Source organism: Ensifer sp. LC163 (assembly GCF_001695855.1).
GTDB lineage: Bacteria > Pseudomonadota > Alphaproteobacteria > Rhizobiales > Rhizobiaceae > Ensifer.
Map to the genome: position 1 here is coordinate 11,824 of NZ_MBSS01000013.1, position 21,904 is coordinate 33,727.

Sequence of the window (21,904 nt, forward strand, 5' to 3'; positions counted from 1 at the left end):
GTTGAGGCTCCAGGATACGGAAGACAATGGCAAGCCTGATCACCTGCCCCCATTGCGGGGTCCGCCCGAAGGAAGAGTTCGCAATCCGCGGCGATGCCTCGCTCATTCGGCCCGCGCCCACGGCGTCGGATGAAGCCTGGCATGACTATGTCTATGTGCGCGCCAACCCGCGGGGCCGGACGCTGGAACATTGGCATCATGTTGCCGGCTGTCGCCGTTTCCTGGTCGTCGAGCGCGACACGGTCACCCATGAGGTCTATTCGGCCGTCGACGGCGTAGTCGCCGCGCGGGAGGCCCAGCGATGACGGCCTATCGCCTGTCCTCCGGCGGTCTTGCCGATCGCAGCAAGGCACTGAGCTTCACCTTCGACGGTCGGCCGCTGCGCGGCTTTGCCGGCGACACGCTCGCGTCCGCCCTGCTTGCCAACGACCAGTTGCTGGTCGGCCGCAGCTTCAAATACCACCGGCCGCGCGGCATCGTCAGCGCCGGGCCATCTGAGCCGAACGCGCTTGTGACCCTCGGTTCGGGTGTCCGCAGCGACCCGAACACGAAGGCGACGGTCGTCGAGCTTTATGCCGGCTTGACGGCGAAGAGCCAGAACCGCTGGCCCTCGCTCGGTTTCGATGTCGGTGCGGTCAACGGCCTGCTTTCGCCGTTTCTCGGTGCCGGCTTTTACTACAAGACCTTCATGTGGCCGCGGCAGCTCTGGGAAAAGCTCTATGAGCCGGTGATCCGGCGGGCAGCAGGTCTCGGGCGGGCGGTGCTCGAACGCGATCCTGAAAGCTACGAAAAATCCTGGGCCTTCTGCGATCTGCTTGTCGTCGGTGGTGGCCCTGCGGGTTTGATGGCGGCCCTGATGGCCGGCCGCGCCGGGCTTCGCGTTATCCTTGCGGACGAGGATTTTCGCCTCGGCGGATCGCTGCTCTCGGAAACCGAAACGGTCGACGGCGCGTCGGCGCCGGCGTTTGCGGAGCGGATCGTCGCCGAACTGCAGTCGCTCGAAAACGTCACCCTGCTTTCGCGCACCACGGTCTTCGGCTGGTATGACGACAATGTCTTCGGGGCCGTTGAGCGGGTGCAGAAGCACGTGGCCGAACCATCGGCCAAGCTGCCCACCGAGCGCGTGTGGCGCATCGCCGCCAAGCGTGCATTGCTGGCGACCGGTGCCGAAGAGCGGCCGCTGGTGTTTGGCGGCAATGATCGCCCCGGCGTGATGATGGCCGGAGCGATTGGCACCTACGCCCATCGCCATGGCGTTTCTGCCGGCAAGTCGGTCGCGATCTTCACCAGCGGCAGCAGCGGCTATCGCACGGCGCGGGGCCTGTCGGCGAAGGGTGTGACCGTTTCGGCGATCATCGACAGTCGGCCGGAGGCCAGCGACGCAGCGCCCGATGGCGTGCGCGTGATCCGTTCGGGCGCGATCGTCGACACCAAGGGTCGGCAACGGCTGTCGGGCATCGTCGTCGAGCGCTCGGGTTTCGAGGAACTCGTTGCCTGCGATGCGCTCGGCATGTCCGGAGGGTGGAGCCCGGTCGTTCATCTCGCCTGCCAGCGGGGCGCGCGGCCGGTGTGGTCGGATGCGTTGAAGGCATTCGCAGCACCCGATGTCGGCGACACCCTTCGCGTCGTCGGCGCGGCCAATGGTGTCTACACGCTTGCCGGTTGCCTGCGCGATGGCGCCGAGACGGCGACGGCGATGGCCGCGGAACTGGGCTTCAACGCCGCCGCGGCGCCGCTGCCGGTCACCGAGACTGAGGCGGACCCTTCGTTTGCAGCCCTCTGGTATGTGCCGGGCGCCAAGTCGAAAGCCTTCGTCGATTTCCAGAACGATGTGCATGCCAAGGATCTCGGCCTCGCGCTGCGCGAGGGTTTCGGTCATGTCGAGCACGCCAAACGCTATACCACCAGCGGCATGGCCACCGACCAGGGCAAACTTTCCAACATCAATGCGGTCGGCATTCTCGCCGGCATGCGCGGGGTGAGCCCGGCCGAGGTCGGCACGACCACGTTCCGGCCGTTCTACACGCCGGTCTCCTTCGGTGCGCTGGCGGGGACAGCCCGCGACAGCCACGCGACACCGACCCGCAAGTCGCCCTTGCATGAATGGGCGAAGAAGCACGGTGCGACCTTCGTTGATTCCGGGCTCTGGTTCCGCTCGGCCTGGTTCCCGCGCGCCGGCGAAAAGACCTGGCGGGAAAGCGTCGATCGGGAGGTTCTCAACGTCCGTGCCAATGTCGGGCTTTGCGATGTGTCGACGCTCGGCAAGATCGAGGTTTTCGGGCCCGATGCGGCGGAGTTTCTCAACCGCCTCTACTGCAACGCCATGCTGAAGCTGCCGGTCGGCAAGGCCCGTTACGGGCTGATGCTGCGCGAGGACGGCTTCGTCTTCGACGACGGTACGGTGAGCCGGCTTTCGGACGACCATTTCTTCGTGACGACGACCACTGCCATGGCCGGCGCCGTCATGTCCCACATGGATTATTGCGCGCAGGTGCTGTGGCCCGACCTCAAGGTGCGGTTCTGCTCGTCCAGCGATCAATGGGCGCAGATGGCCATTGCCGGCCCGAAGGCGCGCGAGGTGCTGCAGCAACTGGTCGACGAGGACATTTCGGAAACGGCGTTCCCGTTCCTGTCGGCACGGGCAATGGCTCTTCGCGGCGGCATCAATGCCCGGCTGTTCCGCATTTCCTTTTCCGGTGAACTCGCCTTCGAGCTCGCGGTTCCCGCCGGTTATGGCGAAGCGGTTGCTGACCAGATCATGGAGGCGGGAAGGGCGCACAATGTCTGCGCCTATGGCGTCGAGGCATTGAACGTGCTGCGGCTGGAGAAAGGTCTGCTGACCCACGCCGAATTCGACGGTCGCGTGACGCCCGACGATGCCGGGCTTGGGCGCATGTTTTCGGCGCAGAAGCCCGACTTCATCGGCAAGCACCTGTCGGCGCGCTACGGCCTGACGGCGGCAGACCGCATGCAGCTTGTCGGGCTGAAGCCGGTGGACAAGGACAAGGACATACGCGCGGGCGCCCATCTTCTCAAGGAAGGCATGAAACCGTCGACCCTCAACGATCAGGGCTGGGTCAGCTCCGCCGGCTACTCACCGGTTCTGGGGCACCACATCGCGCTCGCCTTCCTCAAATCCGGGCGCGAACGTTATGGCGAGAAGGTCGTCGTCTGGGACAAGCTGCGCGATCACGAGGTCATCGCCGAGGTCTGCGACCCGGTGTTCGTCGATCCCCAGAACACGAAGCTGAAAGCCTGAGGAGGCGGTGATGGTTCGCGACTACAACAACCGCCATGCGCTCGACCAGAAGCTGCGGGGCACGCCGAAGCCCGTAAATGCGGATCACCTTGAGGTCGGCCATTGGCAGGCGATCGCGACAGTGCTTGCCCAGGTCGGGCTTGAAGCGGCCGTACAGCGGGCGCTTTCGTCGACGCCGGAGCTGTCATTGCGCTATTGCGGACCCGGCGAGTGGCTGGTCGTATCCGAGGTCGACACACCGATCGGCCTCATGCGCCGTCTCGACATGCTTTGCGGTACGCAGGCGCATGTCGTCGACCAGAGCGACGGCCGCGTTCTTATGCGTCTGTCCGGGCCGTGCGCGCGGCGGGTCCTTGCCAAGGGCGTCGGCGTCGATCTCCACCCCGGCGCCTTTGCGCTCGGTGGCAGCACCAATGTGCTTTGCGGCCATATCGCCATCAACCTGGCGCGTACCGGCGAGGATATCTTCGAACTGATCGTTTCGCGCAGCTTTGCCGAATCGCTGTTCGACGACCTGATGACGATGGGCCGCGCGTTCGACCTATCGGCCGCTTTTTCCGACTAAAAACAAATGCGGCATCGAATGCCGCATTTGGGTCGCCGATCCGCCAGCAGATGGCGGAAACGGACAAGCCTCCTTCGCAGCCACGTCTTTATCGCGGCCGTCTTTCTGACTAGGCTTTCCCCGTTCGCCACTTGCCGTTCCCCGTGCCGGAACAGACATGGGCGGGCGGCAGTCGTGCCTGATCCTTTTCCCCTAGAAACTGAGCCGCGCTTCGTCAGGATGCCCGGGAAAGCGGAGTGCGCGCATGAAAAGCCATGCCAGAGTCGTCGTGATCGGTGGCGGTGTTGTCGGTTGCTCGATCCTCTACCACCTCACGAAGTTCGGCTGGACCGACGTGGTGCTTGTCGAGCGATCGGAGCTGACCTCCGGCTCGACCTGGCACGCAGCCGGCGGCATGCACACGATCAATGGCGACCCCAACGTCGCCAAGCTGCAGAAATACACCGTCGAGCTCTACAAGGAGATCGAGGAATATTCCGGTCAGGACATCGGCCTGCACATGACGTCGGGCATGATGCTGGCTGCGACCAAGGAGCGTTTCGACTGGATGAAGTCGATCCTCGCCAAGGGCCGCTACATGGGGCTCGAGGCCGAGCTGTTGACGCCAAAGGAAGCGCACGATCTGATGCCGCTTTTGGATCCGGATCAGTTCGTCGGCGCGGTGTTCGATCCGGTCGAGGGGCATCTCGACCCCTATGGCACGACGCATGCCTATGCCAAATCTGCCAAGAAGAATGGCGCCGAGATCTATCTGCACACGAAGGTCGAGGATCTGGTGCAGCGCGAGGACGGGTCGTGGCGCGTCATCACCAATCAGGGTGAAATCATTGCCGAGCATGTGGTCAATGCCGCGGGCCTGTGGGCGCGCGAGGTTGGTCGCATGGTCGGCCTGGAACTGCCTGTTCTGGCGATGGAGCATATGTATCTCATCACCGAGGATATGCCCGAGGTCATCGAGTTCAACCAGACGCGCGGCAAGGAGCTGATGCATTGCGTCGATTTCGACGGCGAGATCTATCTGCGCCAGGAGCGCAACGGCATGCTGATGGGCACCTATGAAAAGGCCTGCCGCCCCTGGTCGCCGGTGACGACACCGTGGGATTTCGGCCACGAACTGCTGGCGGAAGACATCGACCGCATCTCGCCTGAGCTTGAGGTCGGCTTCCGACATTTCCCGGCCTTCAACAAGGCGGGCATCAGGAGGGTCATCAACGGTCCCTTCACCTTCTCGCCGGACGGAAACCCGCTGGTCGGGCCGGTGCGGGGCTTGCGCAATTTCTGGTCGGCCTGCGCCGTCATGGCCGGCTTCAGCCAGGGCGGCGGCGTCGGCCTGGCGCTCGCCAACTGGATGATCGAGGGCGATCCCGGCTTCGACGTCTTTGCCATGGACGTGGCGCGCTATGGGGATTTCGCCACGCTCGCCTATACCAACGCCAAGGTGCGCGAGAACTATTCGCGTCGCTTCTCGATCCGCTACCCCAACGAGGAGCTGCCGGCGGCACGACCGCTGCTGACGACGCCGATCTATGACAGGCTGAAGGCGGCCGGTGCCGTGTTCGGCGCTTCCTATGGCCTGGAAACGCCGCTGTGGTTTGCGCCTCCCGGTGTCGAGGATCACTTCTCCTGGCGCCGCTCGACCGACTTCGACACTGTCGGCGATGAAGCCCGCGCGGTGCGCGCCGCCGTCGGGCTGATGGAGACCTCCGGCTTTGCCAAATACGAGATCAAGGGGGCGGGGGCGGAAGCCTGGCTCGACCGGATGCTCGCCTGCCGCATTCCGGCGACGGGTCGGATGGCGCTGGCGCCGATGCTGAAGGGTGACGGCAAGCTGATCGGCGACTTCACCCTCGCCAAACTCGGCGAGCAGGATTTCCTCCTGATCGGATCCGGCATCGCCGAGGATTATCATATGCGCTGGTTCGAGACGCACCTGCCGTCGGACGGCTCGGTCTCGATCCGTCCGTTGAAGCTGGAACTGGTCGGCCTGTCGATCGCCGGTCCGAGGGCGCGCGACGTGCTGGCGGCGCTGACACATCTCGATGTCGGTGATTCGGCCTTTGCCTTCATGGATATTCGCCGGATGGATCTCGGCATGGCGCCAGCGATCGTCGGTCGCGTCAGTTATACCGGCGATCTCGGCTACGAGATCTGGATGAAGCCGGAATACCAGCGCTATCTTTTCGATCTGATCCTGGAGAAGGGAGCGGCGTTCGGTATCAGGCTGTTTGGCCTTCGCGCCCTCAATGCGCTCAGGGTCGAAAAGCCCTTCGGCAGCTGGTCGCGTGAGTTTCGGCCGCTCTACGGTCCGCTGGAGGCCGGCCTCGGCCGGTTCGTGGCGCTCGGAAAACCGGCGGATTTCATTGGAAAGGCGGCAGCGATCCGCGAGAAAGCAGAGGGCGGGCAGCTTCGACTGCGCACCTTCCTGCTGGAGACGAGCGATGCCGATGTCATCGGCGACGAGCCGATCTATTTCGACGGCGCCGTGCGCGGATGGGTGACATCAGGCGGATACGCCCATGCCAGCGGCGTGTCGGTGGCCCTGGGTTACGTGCCCAAGGAGATCGCCGATGAAGCGGAAGGCTGGGCGATCGAGCTGCTTGGCGAGATCCTGCCGGCGCGGTTGCAGCCCTACCCATTGTTCGACGCAAACGGTGAGCGCATGCGCGCCTGAAACGGCCGAACCGGCAAGCTGGTCTTGTTGCTTGCCGATTCATCCACGGCCCGGATGGCTCGCCGTTTTAGACTAAAGTTGACTATCCCGCAGGCGAGGCGTGCATTTTTTTTGTTTTTTCTGACTTCAAAAGCGTCAAATCGATTTTATCGGCGAAGATTTTGCCGGTCCCACGTTTTTTAGCTTTTCTTTTCGTTTGAAAGAGGTATGGAATCGATCAAACAGAACGCTCAACAATGAGCTCAAAAAACAAGAGACCGGACCTTATGGATCTGGTCCAGGGGAAGATTGATGGAGTATTTCGTCCAGCAGCTCGTCAACGGGCTGACTCTTGGGTCTATTTATGGTATGATCGCAATTGGTTATACCATGGTCTACGGCATCATTGGCATGATCAACTTCGCCCACGGCGATATCTTCATGCTCGGCGGTTTTGCCGCTTTGGTTGTCTTTCTGCTTCTCACTTCATTTATAGCAGGCGTGCCGGTTGTACTTGCGCTTTTGCTGATGATGGTCGTGGCTATGCTCGCGGCGTCGCTGTGGAACTGGACGATCGAGCGGGTGGCTTACCGGCCGCTGCGCGGCTCGTTCCGGCTGGCGCCGCTGATTACCGCGATCGGCATGTCGATCGTCTTGTCGAACTTCATCCAGGTGACGCAGGGCCCGCGCAACAAGCCGATTCCGCCGCTCGTTTCCTCGGTTTATGAGCTCTTCGGCATCACGATTTCGCTGAAGCAGATCATCATCATCATCATTACGGCGATCCTCTTGTCCGTCTTCTGGTACATCGTCAACAAGACGCCGCTCGGGCGCGCCCAGCGCGCCACCGAGCAGGATCGCAAGATGGCGGCGCTGCTCGGTGTCGATGTCGACCGTACCATCTCGGTAACCTTCATCATGGGCGCAGCGCTCGCTGCTGTCGCCGGCACCATGTACTTGATGTATTATGGTGTGGTCGTCTTCACCGACGGATTTGTTCCGGGGGTCAAGGCCTTTACTGCGGCTGTTCTTGGCGGCATCGGCTCCTTGCCGGGCGCTGTTCTCGGCGGACTGCTGATCGGTCTCATCGAGTCCCTCTGGTCCGCTTATTTCACCATCGACTACAAGGATGTTGCGACGTTCTCCATTCTCGCAATCGTCCTGATCTTCAAGCCGTCTGGCATACTCGGACGACCGGAAGTCGAGAAGGTATAATTCAATGGCAAACATTGCTTCTACATCTGCAAGCGCCGGCAGTGACCTGACGGCGCGGGCCCTACGCGAGTCTGTCTTCGCGGGGCTCATCACGCTCGGACTGTTCGTCCTCTTCGTCGGCCTCAAGACCGACCAGAACATCCGCAACGAACTGATTCTCACCGAGCGTTGGGGGCTCTTGGCGATCTTCGTGATCACTGCCATGGTTGGCCGCTTCCTCATGGTCGCCTATGTCCAGCCCCGGCTTGCCCAGCGAAAGGCCGCGAAGGCGGCGGCACCGGAAATCGCTAAGGAAGAAAACTTCTTCAGTCGCAATTTCTCGATAATCGCAATCGTTGCCTTGATCCTCTATCCGCCAGTCATCCTCGCCCTCACCGGTGTTCAGGGCTCGTTGAAATGGGTTGACAATTTCGGTGTCCAGATTCTGATCTATGTGATGCTCGCCTGGGGCCTCAACATCGTCGTCGGGCTCGCTGGTCTGCTTGATCTCGGATACGTTGCCTTCTATGCGGTCGGCGCCTATAGCTATGCGCTGCTGTCGACCTATTTCGGCCTGTCCTTCTGGGTGCTGCTGCCGGTGGCCGGTCTTCTATCCGCCTGCTGGGGTTTGGTCCTCGGCTTCCCGGTGCTGCGCCTGCGGGGCGACTATCTGGCGATCGTCACGCTCGCCTTCGGCGAAATCATCCGCCTCGTCCTGATCAACTGGACCGAGGTGACCAAGGGTACCTTCGGCGTATCGGGCATTGCCAAGGCAACGCTGTTCGGCATCAAGTTCGATGCGTCCAAGGATGGCTTTGCCGCACTGATGGGTCTGCCGATCTCGTCGGCCTACTACAAGATCTTCCTGTTCTACTTGATCCTCGGCCTTTGCATGCTGACGGCCTTCGTCACGATCCGCATGCGTCGCATGCCGATCGGGCGTGCCTGGGAAGCTCTGCGCGAAGATGAGATCGCCTGCAAGTCGCTCGGCATCAACACGGTTACCACCAAGCTGACCGCCTTCGCCATGGGCGCCATGTTCGGCGGCATCGCCGGGTCCTTCTTCGCCGTACGCCAGGGCTTCGTGTCGCCGGAATCCTTCGTGTTCCTCGAATCCGCGGTGATCCTCGCAATTGTCGTTCTGGGCGGCATGGGATCGCTGACCGGCATTGCGATCGCAGCGATCGTCATGATCGGCGGCACCGAAATCCTGCGCGAGCTCACCTTCCTGAAGGCCGTCTTCGGGCCGAACTTTACGCCGGAACTCTACCGAATGCTGATCTTTGGCCTGGCCATGGTCGTCGTCATGGTCTGGAAGCCGCGCGGCTTCGTCGGATCGCGTGAGCCGACCGCGTTTCTGCGCGAACGCAAGGCCGTCTCCGGCAGCTTTACCAAGGAAGGGCATGGCTGATGGCCCTCGAGACCACGACGATGACAATGACACAAGACCCCATTCTCAAGGTTGAGCACCTGTCGATGCGCTTCGGCGGTCTGATGGCCATCAACGACTTCTCCTTCGAGGCCCATCGCGGCGAAATCACCGCGCTGATTGGCCCGAACGGTGCCGGCAAGACCACGGTATTCAACTGCATCACCGGCTTCTACAAGCCGACGATGGGCATGATCACCATGAAGCAGCGGTCCGGAAAGGAGTATCTCCTGGAGCGGCTGCCGGACTTCGAGATCACCAAACATGCCAAGGTGGCACGCACGTTCCAGAACATCCGGATGTTCTCGGGCATGACTGTGCTCGAGAACCTGCTGGTTGCGCAGCACAACAAACTGATGCTGGCGTCCGGCTATACGGTGCTCGGGCTAATTGGATTTCCTGCCTATCGGCAGGCCGCGAAGGAGGCGACGGAACTCGCCAAGCATTGGCTCGAAAAGGCGTCGCTGATCGACCGGGCTGACGACCCGGCCGGGGATCTGCCTTATGGCGCACAGCGACGGCTGGAGATTGCCCGTGCCATGTGCACGGAACCGGAGTTGTTGTGCCTCGATGAGCCTGCAGCCGGCCTCAACCCGCGCGAGTCGCATGCTCTCAATGAACTGTTGCAGAGCATTCGCCGTGACACCGGCACCTCCATCCTGCTGATCGAGCACGATATGTCCGTGGTCATGGAGATCTCGGACCATGTCGTCGTGCTCGAATATGGTCAGAAGATTTCCGACGGCACCCCGGATTTCGTGAAGAACGATCCAAAGGTCATCGCGGCCTATCTGGGTGTCGAGGATGAAGAGGTTGAACAGGTGATCGAGCAAATCGAGCAAATCGAAGGCGGGCAGGGAGGCACCAAGCAATGACTGCGCCGCTGCTGCAAGTGAGAGCCGTCGAAACCTACTACGGCAACATTCGGGCGCTGAGCGGCGTCGATGTCGAGGTCCATCGCGGAGAAATCGTTTCCCTGATCGGCGCCAACGGCGCGGGCAAGTCGACATTGATGATGACGATCTGCGGTAGCCCGCAGGCACGCACCGGCACGGTGATGTTCGACGGTCATGACATCACGCGCCTGCCGACCCACGAAATCGCGCGTATGAGAATTGCGCAGTCGCCGGAAGGCCGCCGCATCTTCCCGCGCATGACGGTTTTCGAGAACCTGCAGATGGGTGCGAGTCTCGACAATCTGAAACATTTCGCTGAGGACGTGGAAAAGATCTTCCGGCTGTTTCCGCGGCTCAAGGAGCGGCAGGCACAGCGTGGCGGAACGCTGTCCGGCGGTGAGCAGCAGATGCTGTCGATCGGCCGCGCGCTGATGGCTCGACCGAAGCTGTTGCTTCTCGACGAGCCGTCGCTGGGTCTCGCACCGCTGATCGTCAAGGGCATCTTCGAGGCGATCAAGAAACTCAACAAGGAGGAAGGCCTGACGGTCTTCCTCGTCGAGCAGAACGCTTTCGGCGCGCTCAAGCTCTCGGACCGCGGCTACGTGATGGTCAACGGGCGGGTGACGATGAGCGGCACCGGCAAGGACCTGCTCGCCAATCCGGAAGTTCGCGCGGCCTATCTCGAAGGCGGCCGTCATTGACGGTTTGCATCTGGAGCAAGTGACATGCAGGGAATTCTCTACGAAGAAGTGTCGATCTGGCAGTTTCTTTTCATAAGCTGCGTGCTTGGCGGTTGGACTGCCTGGCGCACGGGCAAGAGCGTCGCCGAAAGCTGGCAGGGCATGCAGCGCCTGCTTCTCTACGTGGCGTTGTTAGGGTTGGGGATCCGTTTCATCCACCATGCCCTCTTCGGCGGCACGATGTTCAGCCTGCAATACTATATCGTGGACACGGTCGTGCTTTTGTTGTTTGCTACCGTAGGTTTCCGGTACTACCGGACCAAGCAAATGACCAATAACTATTACTGGCTCTACGAGAAGGTCTCGCCCTTCTCCTGGAGAACCAAGTAAAGGGAACAGCGCGTGCCGGCCGCCGCGGCCGGTGCGAAAGAAACACCGGCGCAAATTATGGTGGGCATTGCGCAGGTTCATAACGAGACCCGCTCGGATAATTGGGAGTAACAAGATGAAAAAGTCTCTTCTGTCGGCCGTTGCGCTGACGGCAATGGTCGCTTTCAGCGGCACCGCATGGGCTGATATTCTCGTTGGTGTCGCTGGCCCGCTGACCGGCCCGAACGCCGCCTTCGGCGCACAGTTGCAGAAAGGCGCCGAACAGGCCGCTGCCGACATCAATGCTGCCGGCGGTATCAATGGGGAACAGATCAAGGTTGTGCTCGGCGACGACGTTTCGGACGCCAAGCAGGGCGTTTCGGTCGCCAACAAGTTCGTTGCTGACGGCGTGAAGTTCGTTGTCGGCCACTTCAACTCGGGCGTGTCCATCCCGGCTTCGGAAGTCTACGCCGAGAACGGCATCCTGCAGATCACGCCGGCTTCGACTAACCCGCAGTTCACCGAGCGCGGCCTGTGGAACACCTTCCGCACTTGCGGTCGTGACGACCAGCAGGGCGCAGTTGCCGGCGCCTTCCTCGCCGCTAACCACAAGGACGCGAAGATCGCCGTCATCCACGACAAGACGCCTTATGGCCAGGGCCTTGCCGACGAAACCAAGAAGGGCATGAACGAAGCCGGTCTCACCGAAGCCCTCTATGAAGGCATCAACACCGGCGACAAGGACTTCTCGGCACTCATCGCCAAGATGAAGGAAGCCGGCGTCTCGATCGTCTACTACGGCGGTCTGCACACCGAAGCCGGCCTGATCATGCGCCAGATGAAGGACCAGGGCCTCAAGGCTACCCTGATGTCGGGGGACGGTATCGTTTCGAACGAACTGGCTTCGATCGCAGGCGATGCCGTTGACGGCACGCTGATGACGTTCGCTCCGGATCCGCGCAAGAACCCGGCCGCCAAGGAACTCGTCGAGAAGTTCCGCGCTGCCGGCTTCGAACCGGAAGCCTACACGCTCTACGCCTACGCTGCTCTGCAGGTTGTCGCCGAAGCTGCCAAGGCTGGCGGCACGACCGATCCGCAGGCCGTTGCCGAAGCGGTCAAGGCCAAGGGCCCGTTCAAGACCGCAATCGGCGAACTCGGCTATGACGAAAAGGGCGACATCACCCGTCCGGACTACGTCATGTACACCTGGAAGAAGGGTGAAGACGGCAAGTACAGCTACTTCGAAAACGAGTAAGTCTCGCTTCGGGTTCGCTGAACCACGTCAGAACTTCGAAGGCCCGGCGAGTGATCGCCGGGCTTTTCGTTTCGGGGTGGGAGTTCTCGGCGGGTGAGGATGGTTCTTCACCCCCGTTCCGTCTCGGCAAAGTCATTGCTCAGGCCTTCATTCGTCGGCGCGCAGCAGGCTGTCCGTCGCCGTGATTTCGTGCACTATCGCCGAACGATTCTGTTTCGGAGGTTGCCCCATGAGTTCCAAGCCGCGCATTCTCGTCACCCGCCGTTGGCCCGAAGCGGTGGAGCGCGTGCTGGCCGACCGTTTCGATGTCGTGCTGAACGAGCAAGACGTGGCGATGTCGGGCGATCAGATGGCGCAGGCGCTGCGCGATTTTGATGCCGTGCTGCCGACGGTTTCCGACCGTCTGCCGGCAAGCCTGTTCGACGGCGGCGGCATCAGGGCAAGGATCCTCGGCAACTACGGTGTCGGTTACAACCACATCGACGTTGCCGCCGCCAAGGCAGCCAATATCGTCGTCACCAACACGCCTGGCGTTCTGACCGATTGCACCGCCGATATCGCCATGACGCTGCTGCTTGCCGTGGCGCGGCGCGCGGGCGAGGGGGAGCGCCAGATCAGGGCGGGCGAATGGACCGGCTGGCGACCGACCCACATGATCGGCGGCAAGGTGACCGGCAAGACGCTCGGCATCATCGGCTTCGGCCGGATCGGCAAGGCGATGGCAAAGCGCTGTCATTTCGGGTTCGACATGGAGGTGGTGTTCTACAACCGCTCGCCTATCGATGCGGCCGAAGCCGCACGCTACGGCGCACGCCAGCTCGATACCGTCGATGAGGTGCTGAAGGTCGCCGACTTCGTCTCGCTGCACTGCCCGGGTGGTGGTGAGAACCGGCATCTCATCAATGCCGAGCGGCTGGCGATGATGAAAAAAGGCGCCCACCTCGTCAACACGGCGCGCGGCGATGTGGTGGATGAGCCGGCGCTGATCGAGGCGCTGAAGAACGGTGTCATCAGAGGCGCCGGCCTCGACGTCTTCGAGGCGGAACCGAATGTCCCGGCCGGCCTGCGAGCGCTCGAGAACGTCGTTCTGCTGCCGCATCTCGGCAGTGCGACCGAGGAAACACGCGTCGCGATGGGCATGAAGGTGGTCGACAACATCACCGCCTTCTTCGACGGGCGGGAGCCACCGGATCGGGTGGCGTAAGGACTTGGCCGTTCGTTGGGCATTGACTGCTCATAAAGCGGTCACTTTGATGATTTTCTTTGCAAAACAATAGCTTGACTTGACGCCTCCAGATGCCGACGATGGCGGCGGATGAACATGAGCATTGCGGCAATCATCGCCCCGCAGCGGGCGTTTGGAAAAGGACGGCTGGTGGCCAAGGCGGCCGTCGGTCGAACGGGCATTGCCGAGCTTTACCAGGAAGGCTGCGCCAAGATCCGGCTGCCGAAAACCTTCGACAGCTCCATGGAGGCCGTGTTGATCAACTCGTCGGGCGGGCTGACCGGCGGTGATCGCATGCTCTGGGAGATCGAAGCCGGTGCGGCGACCGAGCTGACCATCACCACGCAGGCCTGCGAGAAGATCTACAAGGCCAGCGCCGGCACGGTCGATGTCACGACACGCATTGACGTGGCAGCGGGGGCGCGGGTCGAGTGGCTGCCGCAGGAGACGATCCTGTTCGATCGCGCCTCGCTGTCGCGCTCACTGGACGTCGAGCTTGACGACGGCGCGACATTTCTTGGCGTCGAAGCCGTGCTGCTCGGCCGCAGGGCCATGGGCGAAGCGGTGCACTCAGGGCTCTTCCGCGATCGCTGGCGCATTCGCGTCGATGGCCGGCTGCTGCACGCTGAGAACCTGACCTTCGCCGACGATATTGCCGCCCTTGCGGTGCGCGCTTCGGTCCTCGGTGACAATGTGGCCTTTGCGACGTTGTTTTATGCCGGACCCGATTGCGAATTGCTGCTGCCGCGACTGCGCGCGCAGCTTGAAACGCAAGCGGGGGCGGGCGTCAGCCATGTCCAGGTCGGTGGTCGCGACAAGCTGGTTGCGCGTTTTGTAGCAGCGGACGGCTTCTCGCTCAGAAAAATCCTCATCCCGGTCATTTCGCACTTGCGCAAGCAAACGACAGTGCCGAAAGTCTGGGTCCTCTAATCCGCAATCAAACCGGTGGCGACGCATGAATCTTACCCCGCGCGAAAAGGACAAGCTGTTGATTTCCATGGCCGCGATGGTTGCCCGCCGCCGCCTGGAGCGCGGCGTCAAGCTCAACCATCCCGAGGCGATCGCGCTGATTACCGATTTCGTCGTCGAAGGTGCGCGTGACGGTCGATCGGTCGCCGAACTGATGGAAGCGGGCGCCCATGTGATCACCCGCGCGCAGGTGATGGAGGGGATCGCGGAGATGATCCACGACATCCAGGTCGAGGCGACCTTCCCGGATGGCACCAAGCTTGTCACCGTGCACGAACCGATCCGCTGAGGAGGCTGAGAGATGCTGGCACTGCGCCCGAACTGCGAATGCTGCGACAAGGATCTGCCGCCCGACAGCCGCGAAGCGATGATCTGCACCTTCGAGTGCACGTTCTGCGTCGATTGTGTCGAAGGCACGCTCGGTGGCACCTGCCCCAACTGCGGCGGCGAGTTTACCCGGCGCCCGGTGCGCCCGGCCGCGCTGCTGGCGAAGTATCCGGCATCGACCGAACGGGTGCTGAAGCCGCAAGGCTGCGCCGACGCCAACGCGGCCTGACAGGGGAGAGGGAACAGATGATCCCAGGGGAAATCATTGCCGCAAGCGGCGAGATCGAGCTCAACCACGGCGTCGAGACGGTGGCGATCGAGGTCTCCAACACCGGCGATCGGCCGGTGCAGGTCGGCAGCCACTATCATTTTGCCGAAACCAATGCCGGGCTCGACTTCGACCGCAGTGCGGCCCACGGCAAACGGCTCGATATTCCCGCGGGCACCGCTGTCCGCTTCGAGCCCGGACAGAAAAGACTGGTCACGCTCATTCCGCTTTCGGGCAAGCGCGAGGTTTACGGCTTCCGCCAGCAGGTCATGGGAAAGCTATAGGGATGAGGATGCGAACGACGCTGATCGTGGGCGCCTGGCTGCTGGTAGCCATACCGGCCCTGGCGCAGGAGGACGATGTCGATTGCGCCAATACGATGACGCAGGCGGACATGAACATCTGCTCGAACAAGGACTATGAGACGGCGGACGCCGAACTCAACAAGGTCTACAAGCAGACCGTTGCGGCGATGAAGGCCAAGGACAAGGAACTTGCCGACATCAGCGCCGACTATGTCGGTGCGGAGGAGGCGCTGAAAAAGGCGCAGCGCGCCTGGATCGGCTACCGTGACGGCCAGTGCGAGCTTGCCGGCTTCGAGGCGCGCGGCGGATCGATGGAGCCGATGCTGGTGTCCGGTTGCCTGGCGCAACTGACCACGGCACGCACCAAGGAACTCAAAGAGCTGCTCGAGCCCACGGAAAACTGACCCTGATGTCTGGTCGCACCATCATGATCGTGGGGAACGGAGAGGTGCCGGAAGGTGCTGCCGCGACCATTGATGCGGCCGATATCGTCATCCGCTTCAACGATTGTCGTTCCGTCGGCGCCGGCGGGATGAGGACCGATATCGTCGCCGTCTGCAACACGGGCCGGCCGGCGTTTGCCATGCTCGGCGGCGGGCGCTGGAAGAACAGCGCCCCGGTGCGGCAGGCGCGCGAGATCTGGAGCGTGCGATCGGCTAGGAAATTTGCTGGCCTGCGCGCGGCATTGGCCGAAACACACCCGGACCTCGATGATTTCTGCGACGATTATACCGCCGGTTTCGAGAGTTTTGCGGCGTCGACCGGGCGGGCGCATCGGGTCATCGCCAGCGCGTCTCATGAGCGGTTGGACCGGGATTTGTCCCGGTTTGCGCCCGGGCCTTATGTGGTGCCGTCGAGCGGCATGGTGGTGATCGCCGACGTGCTGTCCGGTTTTGCGGCAGCTGATGATGATGTCGTTCTTGCCGGTTTCGGCCATGTCGGCTGGGCGTTGCATCCCTTCGCTGCCGAGCGGCAGTTCGTCGACGCCCTTGTTGCCGAAGGCCGTCTTCGTCGTCTTTCCCCTTCTTCTTCAGACTTGTCCCAAGGAGCCTGAGCCCATGCCCTACAAGATGTCGCGCGCGGCCTATGCCAACATGTTCGGCCCGACGGTCGGCGACAAGGTTCGGCTCGCCGACACGGAGCTGTTCATCGAGGTGGAGAAGGACTTCACCACCTATGGCGAGGAGGTGAAATTCGGCGGCGGCAAGGTTATCCGCGACGGCATGGGGCAAAGCCAGGTGACGCGCGCGGCGGGTGCCGTCGACACGGTGATCACCAACGCGCTGATCGTCGACCACTGGGGCATCGTCAAGGCGGATATCGGGCTGAGGGGCGGGCGCATCGCGGCGATCGGCAAGGCCGGCAATCCCGATATGCAGCCTGGTGTGACGATCATCGTCGGCCCCGGCACCGAGGTGATTGCCGGGGAGGGCAAGATCGTTACGGCCGGCGGCATGGACAGCCACATCCACTTCATCTGCCCGCAGCAGATCGAGGAAGCACTGATGAGCGGGCTCACCTGTATGCTCGGCGGCGGCACGGGACCTGCGCATGGGACGCTCGCAACCACCTGCACGCCCGGCCCCTGGCATCTTGCCCGCATGATCGAGGCGGCGGACGCCTTCCCGATGAACCTTGCCTTTGCCGGCAAAGGCAATGCCTCGTTGCCGGGCGCGCTTGTCGAGATGGTGCTTGCGGGCGCGACGTCGCTGAAGCTGCATGAGGACTGGGGCTCGACACCGGCTGCCGTCGACTGCTGCCTTGGTGTTGCCGACGAATACGACGTGCAGGTGATGATCCACACCGATACGCTGAACGAGAGCGGTTCCGTCGAGGACACGATCGCGGCGATCAAGGGCCGCACGATTCATGCCTTCCACACGGAAGGTGCAGGTGGAGGCCATGCGCCCGACATCATCAAGATCTGCGGCCAGCCGAACGTCATTCCGTCGTCGACCAACCCGACACGGCCCTACACCAAGAACACGCTGGCCGAACACCTCGACATGCTGATGGTCTGCCATCACCTGTCGCCATCGATCCCCGAGGATATCGCTTTCGCCGAAAGCCGGATCCGCAAGGAGACGATCGCCGCCGAAGACATCCTGCATGACATCGGCGCCTTCTCGATCATCTCGTCGGACAGCCAGGCGATGGGGCGCGTCGGCGAGGTGGCGATCCGCACCTGGCAGACGGCCGACAAGATGAAGCGCCAGCGCGGCGCACTGCCGCAGGAAACCGGCGACAACGACAATTTCCGGGTCAAGCGCTATATCGCCAAATACACCATCAACCCGGCGATCGCCCATGGCCTCAGCCATGAGATCGGTTCGCTCGAAGTCGGCAAGCGAGCCGACCTTGTCATCTGGAACCCGGCCTTCTTCGGCGTGAAGCCCGACATGGTGCTGATCGGCGGAACGATCGCCGCGGCACCGATGGGCGATCCCAACGCCTCCATCCCGACGCCGCAGCCGGTGCACTACCGGCCAATGTTCGGCGCCTATGGCAAGAGCCGCACGAATTCCTCCGTCACCTTCGTATCGCAGGCCTCGCTCGATGCAGGTTTGGCCGCCAAGCTCGGCGTCGCCAAGCAACTCGTTGCCGTCAAGAACACCCGGGGCGGTATCGGCAAGGCGTCGATGATCCACAACAACCTGACCCCGCATGTGGAGGTCGATCCGGAGACCTACGAAGTGCGCGCCGACGGCGAGCTTCTCACCTGCGAGCCGGCGACGGTTCTGCCGATGGCGCAGCGCTATTTCCTGTTCTGAGCCGCAAACGACATTGTCTCGAAAAAGCGGGATCTGGCGGGTCCTCAAGTGGACCGCGTATGGCGTGTCGGCACTTATCCTGGCTGCCGTTCTCGGGACGGTCGTCCCGCGACCGCTGCTGCCGAACACGGCCACGGCCGCGGCGGTTGTGTCGGCTGCCGCCGGCGAGCGTATCCTGATCCTTTCCGGTCCGATCCACACCGATATCGCCATTCCGCTCAATGAAGAGACCCGTGCTCGGTTCGCCTTCGCAGGCGAGGCGGGCGTGCCGCTTGATCATCCGGAGGCGCGATGGCTGATCTTCGGCTGGGGCGGCCGTTCGTTCTATCTGGAAACGCCGACATGGTCGGAACTGAAGCCGATGCCGGTCGTAAGGGCGCTGACGCTCGACCGCTCGGTCATGCATGTGGATATCGCCGGGGCGATCGTCGAACCCCAGCCTTCGGTCGAAAGCGTCGATCTCGAGCGTGCCGAGTTCGAGAAGCTCATGACGTTCATCTCTGAAAGCTTTGCCAGGAACGGCAGCGCCGTCGTTCCGGTCGAGGGCTTTTCCTATGGCTATGCCGACCGCTTCTTTGAGGCGGAGGGCACGTTCAATGCGCTGTTCGGATGCAACACCTGGACGGCGCAGGCTCTGAGAGAAGCCGGATTGCAGACGGGGTTCTGGAGCCCTTTACCTTCCACCCTCGGCCTGTCCTTGCTGCTCCACAACTGAGACATTGTCGAGCTTGATGCGACACTATCACAGGCATGCGTCGGCCGCATGCCTGCCATGCGCGGGCGTGAATCGAAGCCTTTCGTGCTGCACCGCAGCGGAATTTCCGGTAGGAAGCGGGCTGATATTTCCGATCACGACTGTTCTCCCAAGACCGCTCGCGATCGAGTGCCTGCACTGAAGGAGATGACCATGCTCGGCAGAAAAGTACCCTCCGTAACGTTCCGCACCCGCGTTCGCGATGAAGCCGTCGGCGGCTCCAACCCGTTCCGTTGGCAGGACGTTTCCTCCGACGACTATTTCGCCGGCAAGCGCGTCGTGCTGTTCTCGCTTCCGGGCGCCTTCACGCCCACCTGCTCGACCTTCCAGCTGCCCGACTTCGAAAAGCTGACGGCCGAATTCCGCGCCGAAGGTGTTGACGAAATCTATTGCATCTCGGTCAACGACGCCTTCGTGATGAACGCCTGGGGCAAGTCGCAGAACCTCGCAAACGTCAAACTGATCCCGGATGGTTCGGGCGAGTTCACCCGCAAGATGGGCATGCTCGTTGCCAAGGACAATCTCGGTTTCGGCATGCGCTCCTGGCGCTACGCTGCCGTCGTCAACAACGGTGTCGTCGAGCAGTGGTTCGAGGAAGAAGGCTATTCCGACAATTGCGACAGCGATCCCTACGGCGTTTCCTCGCCGCAGAACATTCTCGAAACGCTGAAGTCGCAGAAGCTCGCAGCCTGATCAGGCCGACGGACGGATCGTTTTTTGAAACCCCGGTGCTAGCGCCGGGGTTTTTTCTTGCTACACTGCCTGATGAAAAAGATGTCGAGGGTTCAATGGTTTACATTATCGCATATCTGACGGCTCACCCGGGCAAGGGCGCCGAGGTCGTGTCGCTCGCAGGTCCGTTGATCGAGGCGACGCGACGGGAATCGGGCTGCATCAGCTACGATCTCTATCAGAAGCCAGCCGAGCCCGATGCTTTGGTGTTCGTTGAAACCTGGAAGGACAAGGAAGCAGTCGACGCCCATTTCGCCGAGCCGCATCTGAAGGCTTTCCAGGCGGCAATGGCGGACCTGCTGGTCGAGGCGCGCATCGAGCTCGTTCACCCGGAAAAGATCGAGGTGCTCTGACATGCCCTATCGTTCGACCGAGGTGCTTTCGCCGGGACCCAAGGACAAGGCGCCATTGCACAGCGTCGCCTTGGCCCATGATGCACGGCATCTGCGCCGCAAGCTACTGCATCTCGAGAACGACGATGTGGTCATGCTTGATCTGAAGGAAGCGGTAATGCTGGCCGACGGCGACCTGCTGGTGCTGGAAGGCGGCGGCTATATCGGCATCGTCGCGGCACCCGAAGCGCTTTACGAGATCCGCCCGCGCGATCCACTGCATCTCGTCGAACTGGCCTGGCATTTGGGCAACCGCCACTTGCCCGCACAGATCGAGCCGAACCGCATTCTGATCACCCGCGATCCGGTCATTCGGGCGATGCTCGAGGGGCTGGGCGCCACGGTCGTCGATGTCTCCGAGCCGTTCCATCCGCTGCGCGGCGCCTATCACGCGGCCGCCGGTCACGATCACGGCCATCACCACCATCACCATGGCTGAACGGGTCGATACGCAAGCGCTGCTTCGCCTCGTGACCTGGCTGTCGCCGGCCTTCCCCGTCGGTGCCTTCTCCTATTCGAACGGGTTGGAACAGGCGGTTCACGACGGCCATGTCCCCGATGCCGAAAGCCTGCGACTGTGGCTGGAGACGCTTCTTTGCCACGGCTCCGGCTGGAACGATGCGGTGCTGCTTGGCGAAGCCTATCGAGCCTTCGATGAGCCAGCGCGGCTTCAATCCGTCATCGAGCTTGCCGAGGCGATGGCGGCAAGCCGTGAGCGGCACATGGAAACCATGTTGCAGGGCGAGGCTTTTCTCGCAGCAGCGCGGCATTGGCCGCATCCTGTCTTCGAAGCACTCGGAGACACCGTCGCCTATCCCGTCGCAGTTGGTGCAGTCGCGGGTGCGCACTGCACAGGCCTCGAGCCGGCGATCGCCGCCTATCTCAATGCATCCGTTTCGAATGCGGTATCGGTGGCGATCCGCTGCGGCGTCACCGGCCAGCGCGACGGGGTCGGTTTGATCGCAGGACTTGAACCGACGATTGCTGCAGTGGCGCGCGAAGCGGAGGCTGCATCGCTGGAAAACCTTGGCTCGGCCACGATAACAGCCGATATTTCATCTCTCAGGCACGAGACCCTGCATTCACGGCTTTTCCGCTCCTGAGCGTGAGCGCCGCCTCGAAAGGAACGTCACATGGCATCGAAAAATGGTCCCCTGCGCGTCGGCATCGGCGGGCCTGTCGGTTCCGGCAAGACAGCGCTGACGGAGAAGCTGTGCAAGGCGATGCGGGGGAAATACTCGGTCGCAGTCGTTACCAACGACATCTACACCAAGGAGGATGCCGAAGCGCTGGTGCGCATGCAGGCGCTGCCATCGGACCGCATCGTCGGCGTGGAGACCGGCGGTTGCCCGCACACGGCGATCCGCGAGGACGCGACGATCAACCTGCAGGCGATCGCCGACCTCAACCGCCGTTTTCCCGATCTCGATGTCGTCTTCATCGAATCCGGCGGCGACAATCTGGCTGCCACCTTCTCCCCGGATCTGGCCGACCTGACCATCTATGTCATCTCCGTCTGCCAGGGGGAGGAGATCCCGCGCAAGGGCGGGCCGGGCATCACCAAGTCCGACCTGCTTGTCATCAACAAGCGGGATCTTGCGCCCTATGTCGGCGCCGACCTTGACGTCATGGATCGCGACGCAACCCGGATGCGGGCGGGCAAGCCCTTTGTCTTCACCGACATGAAGCGCGGCGACGGCGTCAACCGGATCGTCGATTTCCTGACGCTGCATGGTGGGCTTTGAGGCCGCGCGCCGACAGGCTTGAACCGAGACCACTGTGAGGAATTCTCGTCCACCGTTGTCACACGGGATTACGACCCGCTTCGGTGCTACTGCATAATTCCTTAAATCGGAATCGATTT

Annotated in this window: 24 protein-coding genes; all 24 read left to right on the top strand. The window is 62.3% G+C overall.

The window, feature by feature from the left end; translation table 11 throughout:
* Positions 1-26 precede the first annotated feature (26 nt).
* Positions 27-305, top strand: coding sequence for a sarcosine oxidase subunit delta (locus tag BC360_RS13985; protein WP_065795614.1), 279 nt, complete (start codon positions 27-29; stop codon positions 303-305).
* The gene (locus BC360_RS13990; protein WP_065795615.1) at positions 302-3,259 is read left to right on the top strand and encodes a sarcosine oxidase subunit alpha family protein; all 2,958 of its coding nucleotides are present in this window, start codon (positions 302-304) and stop codon (positions 3,257-3,259) included. Before BC360_RS13985 ends, BC360_RS13990 begins: the two co-directional genes overlap by 4 nt.
* A gap of 10 nt (positions 3,260-3,269) precedes the next feature.
* Positions 3,270-3,824, top strand: a complete 555-nt coding sequence (locus BC360_RS13995; RefSeq protein WP_065795616.1) for a sarcosine oxidase subunit gamma — start codon at positions 3,270-3,272, stop codon at positions 3,822-3,824.
* A 244-nt stretch (positions 3,825-4,068) separates the two neighbouring features.
* Complete coding sequence (locus tag BC360_RS14000) at positions 4,069-6,495, top strand: GcvT family protein (protein ID WP_065795617.1); 2,427 nt, start codon at positions 4,069-4,071, stop codon at positions 6,493-6,495.
* A 291-nt stretch (positions 6,496-6,786) separates the two neighbouring features.
* A complete protein-coding gene (locus tag BC360_RS14005; protein ID WP_065783663.1) occupies positions 6,787-7,689 on the top strand; it encodes a branched-chain amino acid ABC transporter permease in 903 nt (300 codons plus the stop codon).
* 4 nt (positions 7,690-7,693) lie between these two features.
* The gene (livM, locus tag BC360_RS14010) at positions 7,694-9,079 is read left to right on the top strand and encodes a high-affinity branched-chain amino acid ABC transporter permease LivM (protein WP_065795618.1); all 1,386 of its coding nucleotides are present in this window, start codon (positions 7,694-7,696) and stop codon (positions 9,077-9,079) included.
* The gene (locus BC360_RS14015) at positions 9,079-9,972 is read left to right on the top strand and encodes an ABC transporter ATP-binding protein (RefSeq protein ID WP_065795619.1); all 894 of its coding nucleotides are present in this window, start codon (positions 9,079-9,081) and stop codon (positions 9,970-9,972) included. The genes livM and BC360_RS14015 overlap by 1 nt, the downstream gene beginning before the upstream one ends.
* Complete coding sequence (locus tag BC360_RS14020; protein ID WP_065795620.1) at positions 9,969-10,694, top strand: ABC transporter ATP-binding protein; 726 nt, start codon at positions 9,969-9,971, stop codon at positions 10,692-10,694. The genes BC360_RS14015 and BC360_RS14020 overlap by 4 nt, the downstream gene beginning before the upstream one ends.
* 24 nt (positions 10,695-10,718) lie before the next feature.
* Positions 10,719-11,063, top strand: a complete 345-nt coding sequence (locus BC360_RS14025) for a DUF6867 family protein (protein WP_065783669.1) — start codon at positions 10,719-10,721, stop codon at positions 11,061-11,063.
* 115 nt (positions 11,064-11,178) lie between these two features.
* Positions 11,179-12,297, top strand: coding sequence for a branched-chain amino acid ABC transporter substrate-binding protein (locus BC360_RS14030; protein ID WP_065783671.1), 1,119 nt, complete (start codon positions 11,179-11,181; stop codon positions 12,295-12,297).
* A 229-nt stretch (positions 12,298-12,526) separates the two neighbouring features.
* Positions 12,527-13,501, top strand: a complete 975-nt coding sequence (locus BC360_RS14035) for a 2-hydroxyacid dehydrogenase (RefSeq protein ID WP_065783138.1) — start codon at positions 12,527-12,529, stop codon at positions 13,499-13,501.
* A 117-nt stretch (positions 13,502-13,618) separates the two neighbouring features.
* A complete protein-coding gene (locus tag BC360_RS14040) occupies positions 13,619-14,452 on the top strand; it encodes an urease accessory protein UreD (RefSeq protein WP_065795621.1) in 834 nt (277 codons plus the stop codon).
* A 25-nt stretch (positions 14,453-14,477) separates the two neighbouring features.
* Positions 14,478-14,780: an urease subunit gamma gene (locus BC360_RS14045; protein WP_025428139.1), complete on the top strand. Its 303-nt coding sequence runs from the start codon at positions 14,478-14,480 to the stop codon at positions 14,778-14,780.
* Between the two features lie 12 nt (positions 14,781-14,792).
* Complete coding sequence (locus BC360_RS14050; protein WP_065795622.1) at positions 14,793-15,047, top strand: DUF1272 domain-containing protein; 255 nt, start codon at positions 14,793-14,795, stop codon at positions 15,045-15,047.
* A gap of 17 nt (positions 15,048-15,064) precedes the next feature.
* Complete coding sequence (locus BC360_RS14055) at positions 15,065-15,370, top strand: urease subunit beta (protein WP_065783135.1); 306 nt, start codon at positions 15,065-15,067, stop codon at positions 15,368-15,370.
* A 2-nt stretch (positions 15,371-15,372) separates the two neighbouring features.
* Positions 15,373-15,795, top strand: coding sequence for a lysozyme inhibitor LprI family protein (locus tag BC360_RS14060; RefSeq protein ID WP_083222550.1), 423 nt, complete (start codon positions 15,373-15,375; stop codon positions 15,793-15,795).
* 2 nt (positions 15,796-15,797) lie between these two features.
* A complete protein-coding gene (locus tag BC360_RS14065) occupies positions 15,798-16,445 on the top strand; it encodes a Urease operon accessory protein (RefSeq protein WP_083222556.1) in 648 nt (215 codons plus the stop codon).
* Between the two features lie 4 nt (positions 16,446-16,449).
* Positions 16,450-18,162, top strand: a complete 1,713-nt coding sequence (gene ureC / locus BC360_RS14070; protein WP_065795624.1) for an urease subunit alpha — start codon at positions 16,450-16,452, stop codon at positions 18,160-18,162.
* A 31-nt stretch (positions 18,163-18,193) separates the two neighbouring features.
* On the top strand, positions 18,194-18,877 hold the full coding sequence (locus BC360_RS14075) for a TIGR02117 family protein (protein ID WP_413813744.1): 684 nt from the start codon (positions 18,194-18,196) through the stop codon (positions 18,875-18,877).
* A 192-nt stretch (positions 18,878-19,069) separates the two neighbouring features.
* Positions 19,070-19,609 (top strand): peroxiredoxin, encoded by a 540-nt coding sequence (locus tag BC360_RS14080; RefSeq protein WP_065783132.1) that lies wholly within the window; start codon positions 19,070-19,072, stop codon positions 19,607-19,609.
* A gap of 95 nt (positions 19,610-19,704) precedes the next feature.
* Positions 19,705-20,001, top strand: a complete 297-nt coding sequence (locus BC360_RS14085; RefSeq protein ID WP_065795626.1) for a putative quinol monooxygenase — start codon at positions 19,705-19,707, stop codon at positions 19,999-20,001.
* A gap of 1 nt (position 20,002) precedes the next feature.
* The gene (gene ureE / locus BC360_RS14090) at positions 20,003-20,479 is read left to right on the top strand and encodes an urease accessory protein UreE (protein WP_065795627.1); all 477 of its coding nucleotides are present in this window, start codon (positions 20,003-20,005) and stop codon (positions 20,477-20,479) included.
* Positions 20,472-21,143 carry an urease accessory protein UreF gene (locus BC360_RS14095; protein WP_065783129.1) on the top strand — a complete coding sequence of 224 codons (672 nt, stop codon included), beginning with the start codon at positions 20,472-20,474 and terminating at the stop codon, positions 21,141-21,143. Before ureE ends, BC360_RS14095 begins: the two co-directional genes overlap by 8 nt.
* 30 nt (positions 21,144-21,173) lie before the next feature.
* Positions 21,174-21,785, top strand: a complete 612-nt coding sequence (gene ureG / locus BC360_RS14100; protein ID WP_065793309.1) for an urease accessory protein UreG — start codon at positions 21,174-21,176, stop codon at positions 21,783-21,785.
* The last annotated feature ends 119 nt before the right edge of the window (positions 21,786-21,904 follow it).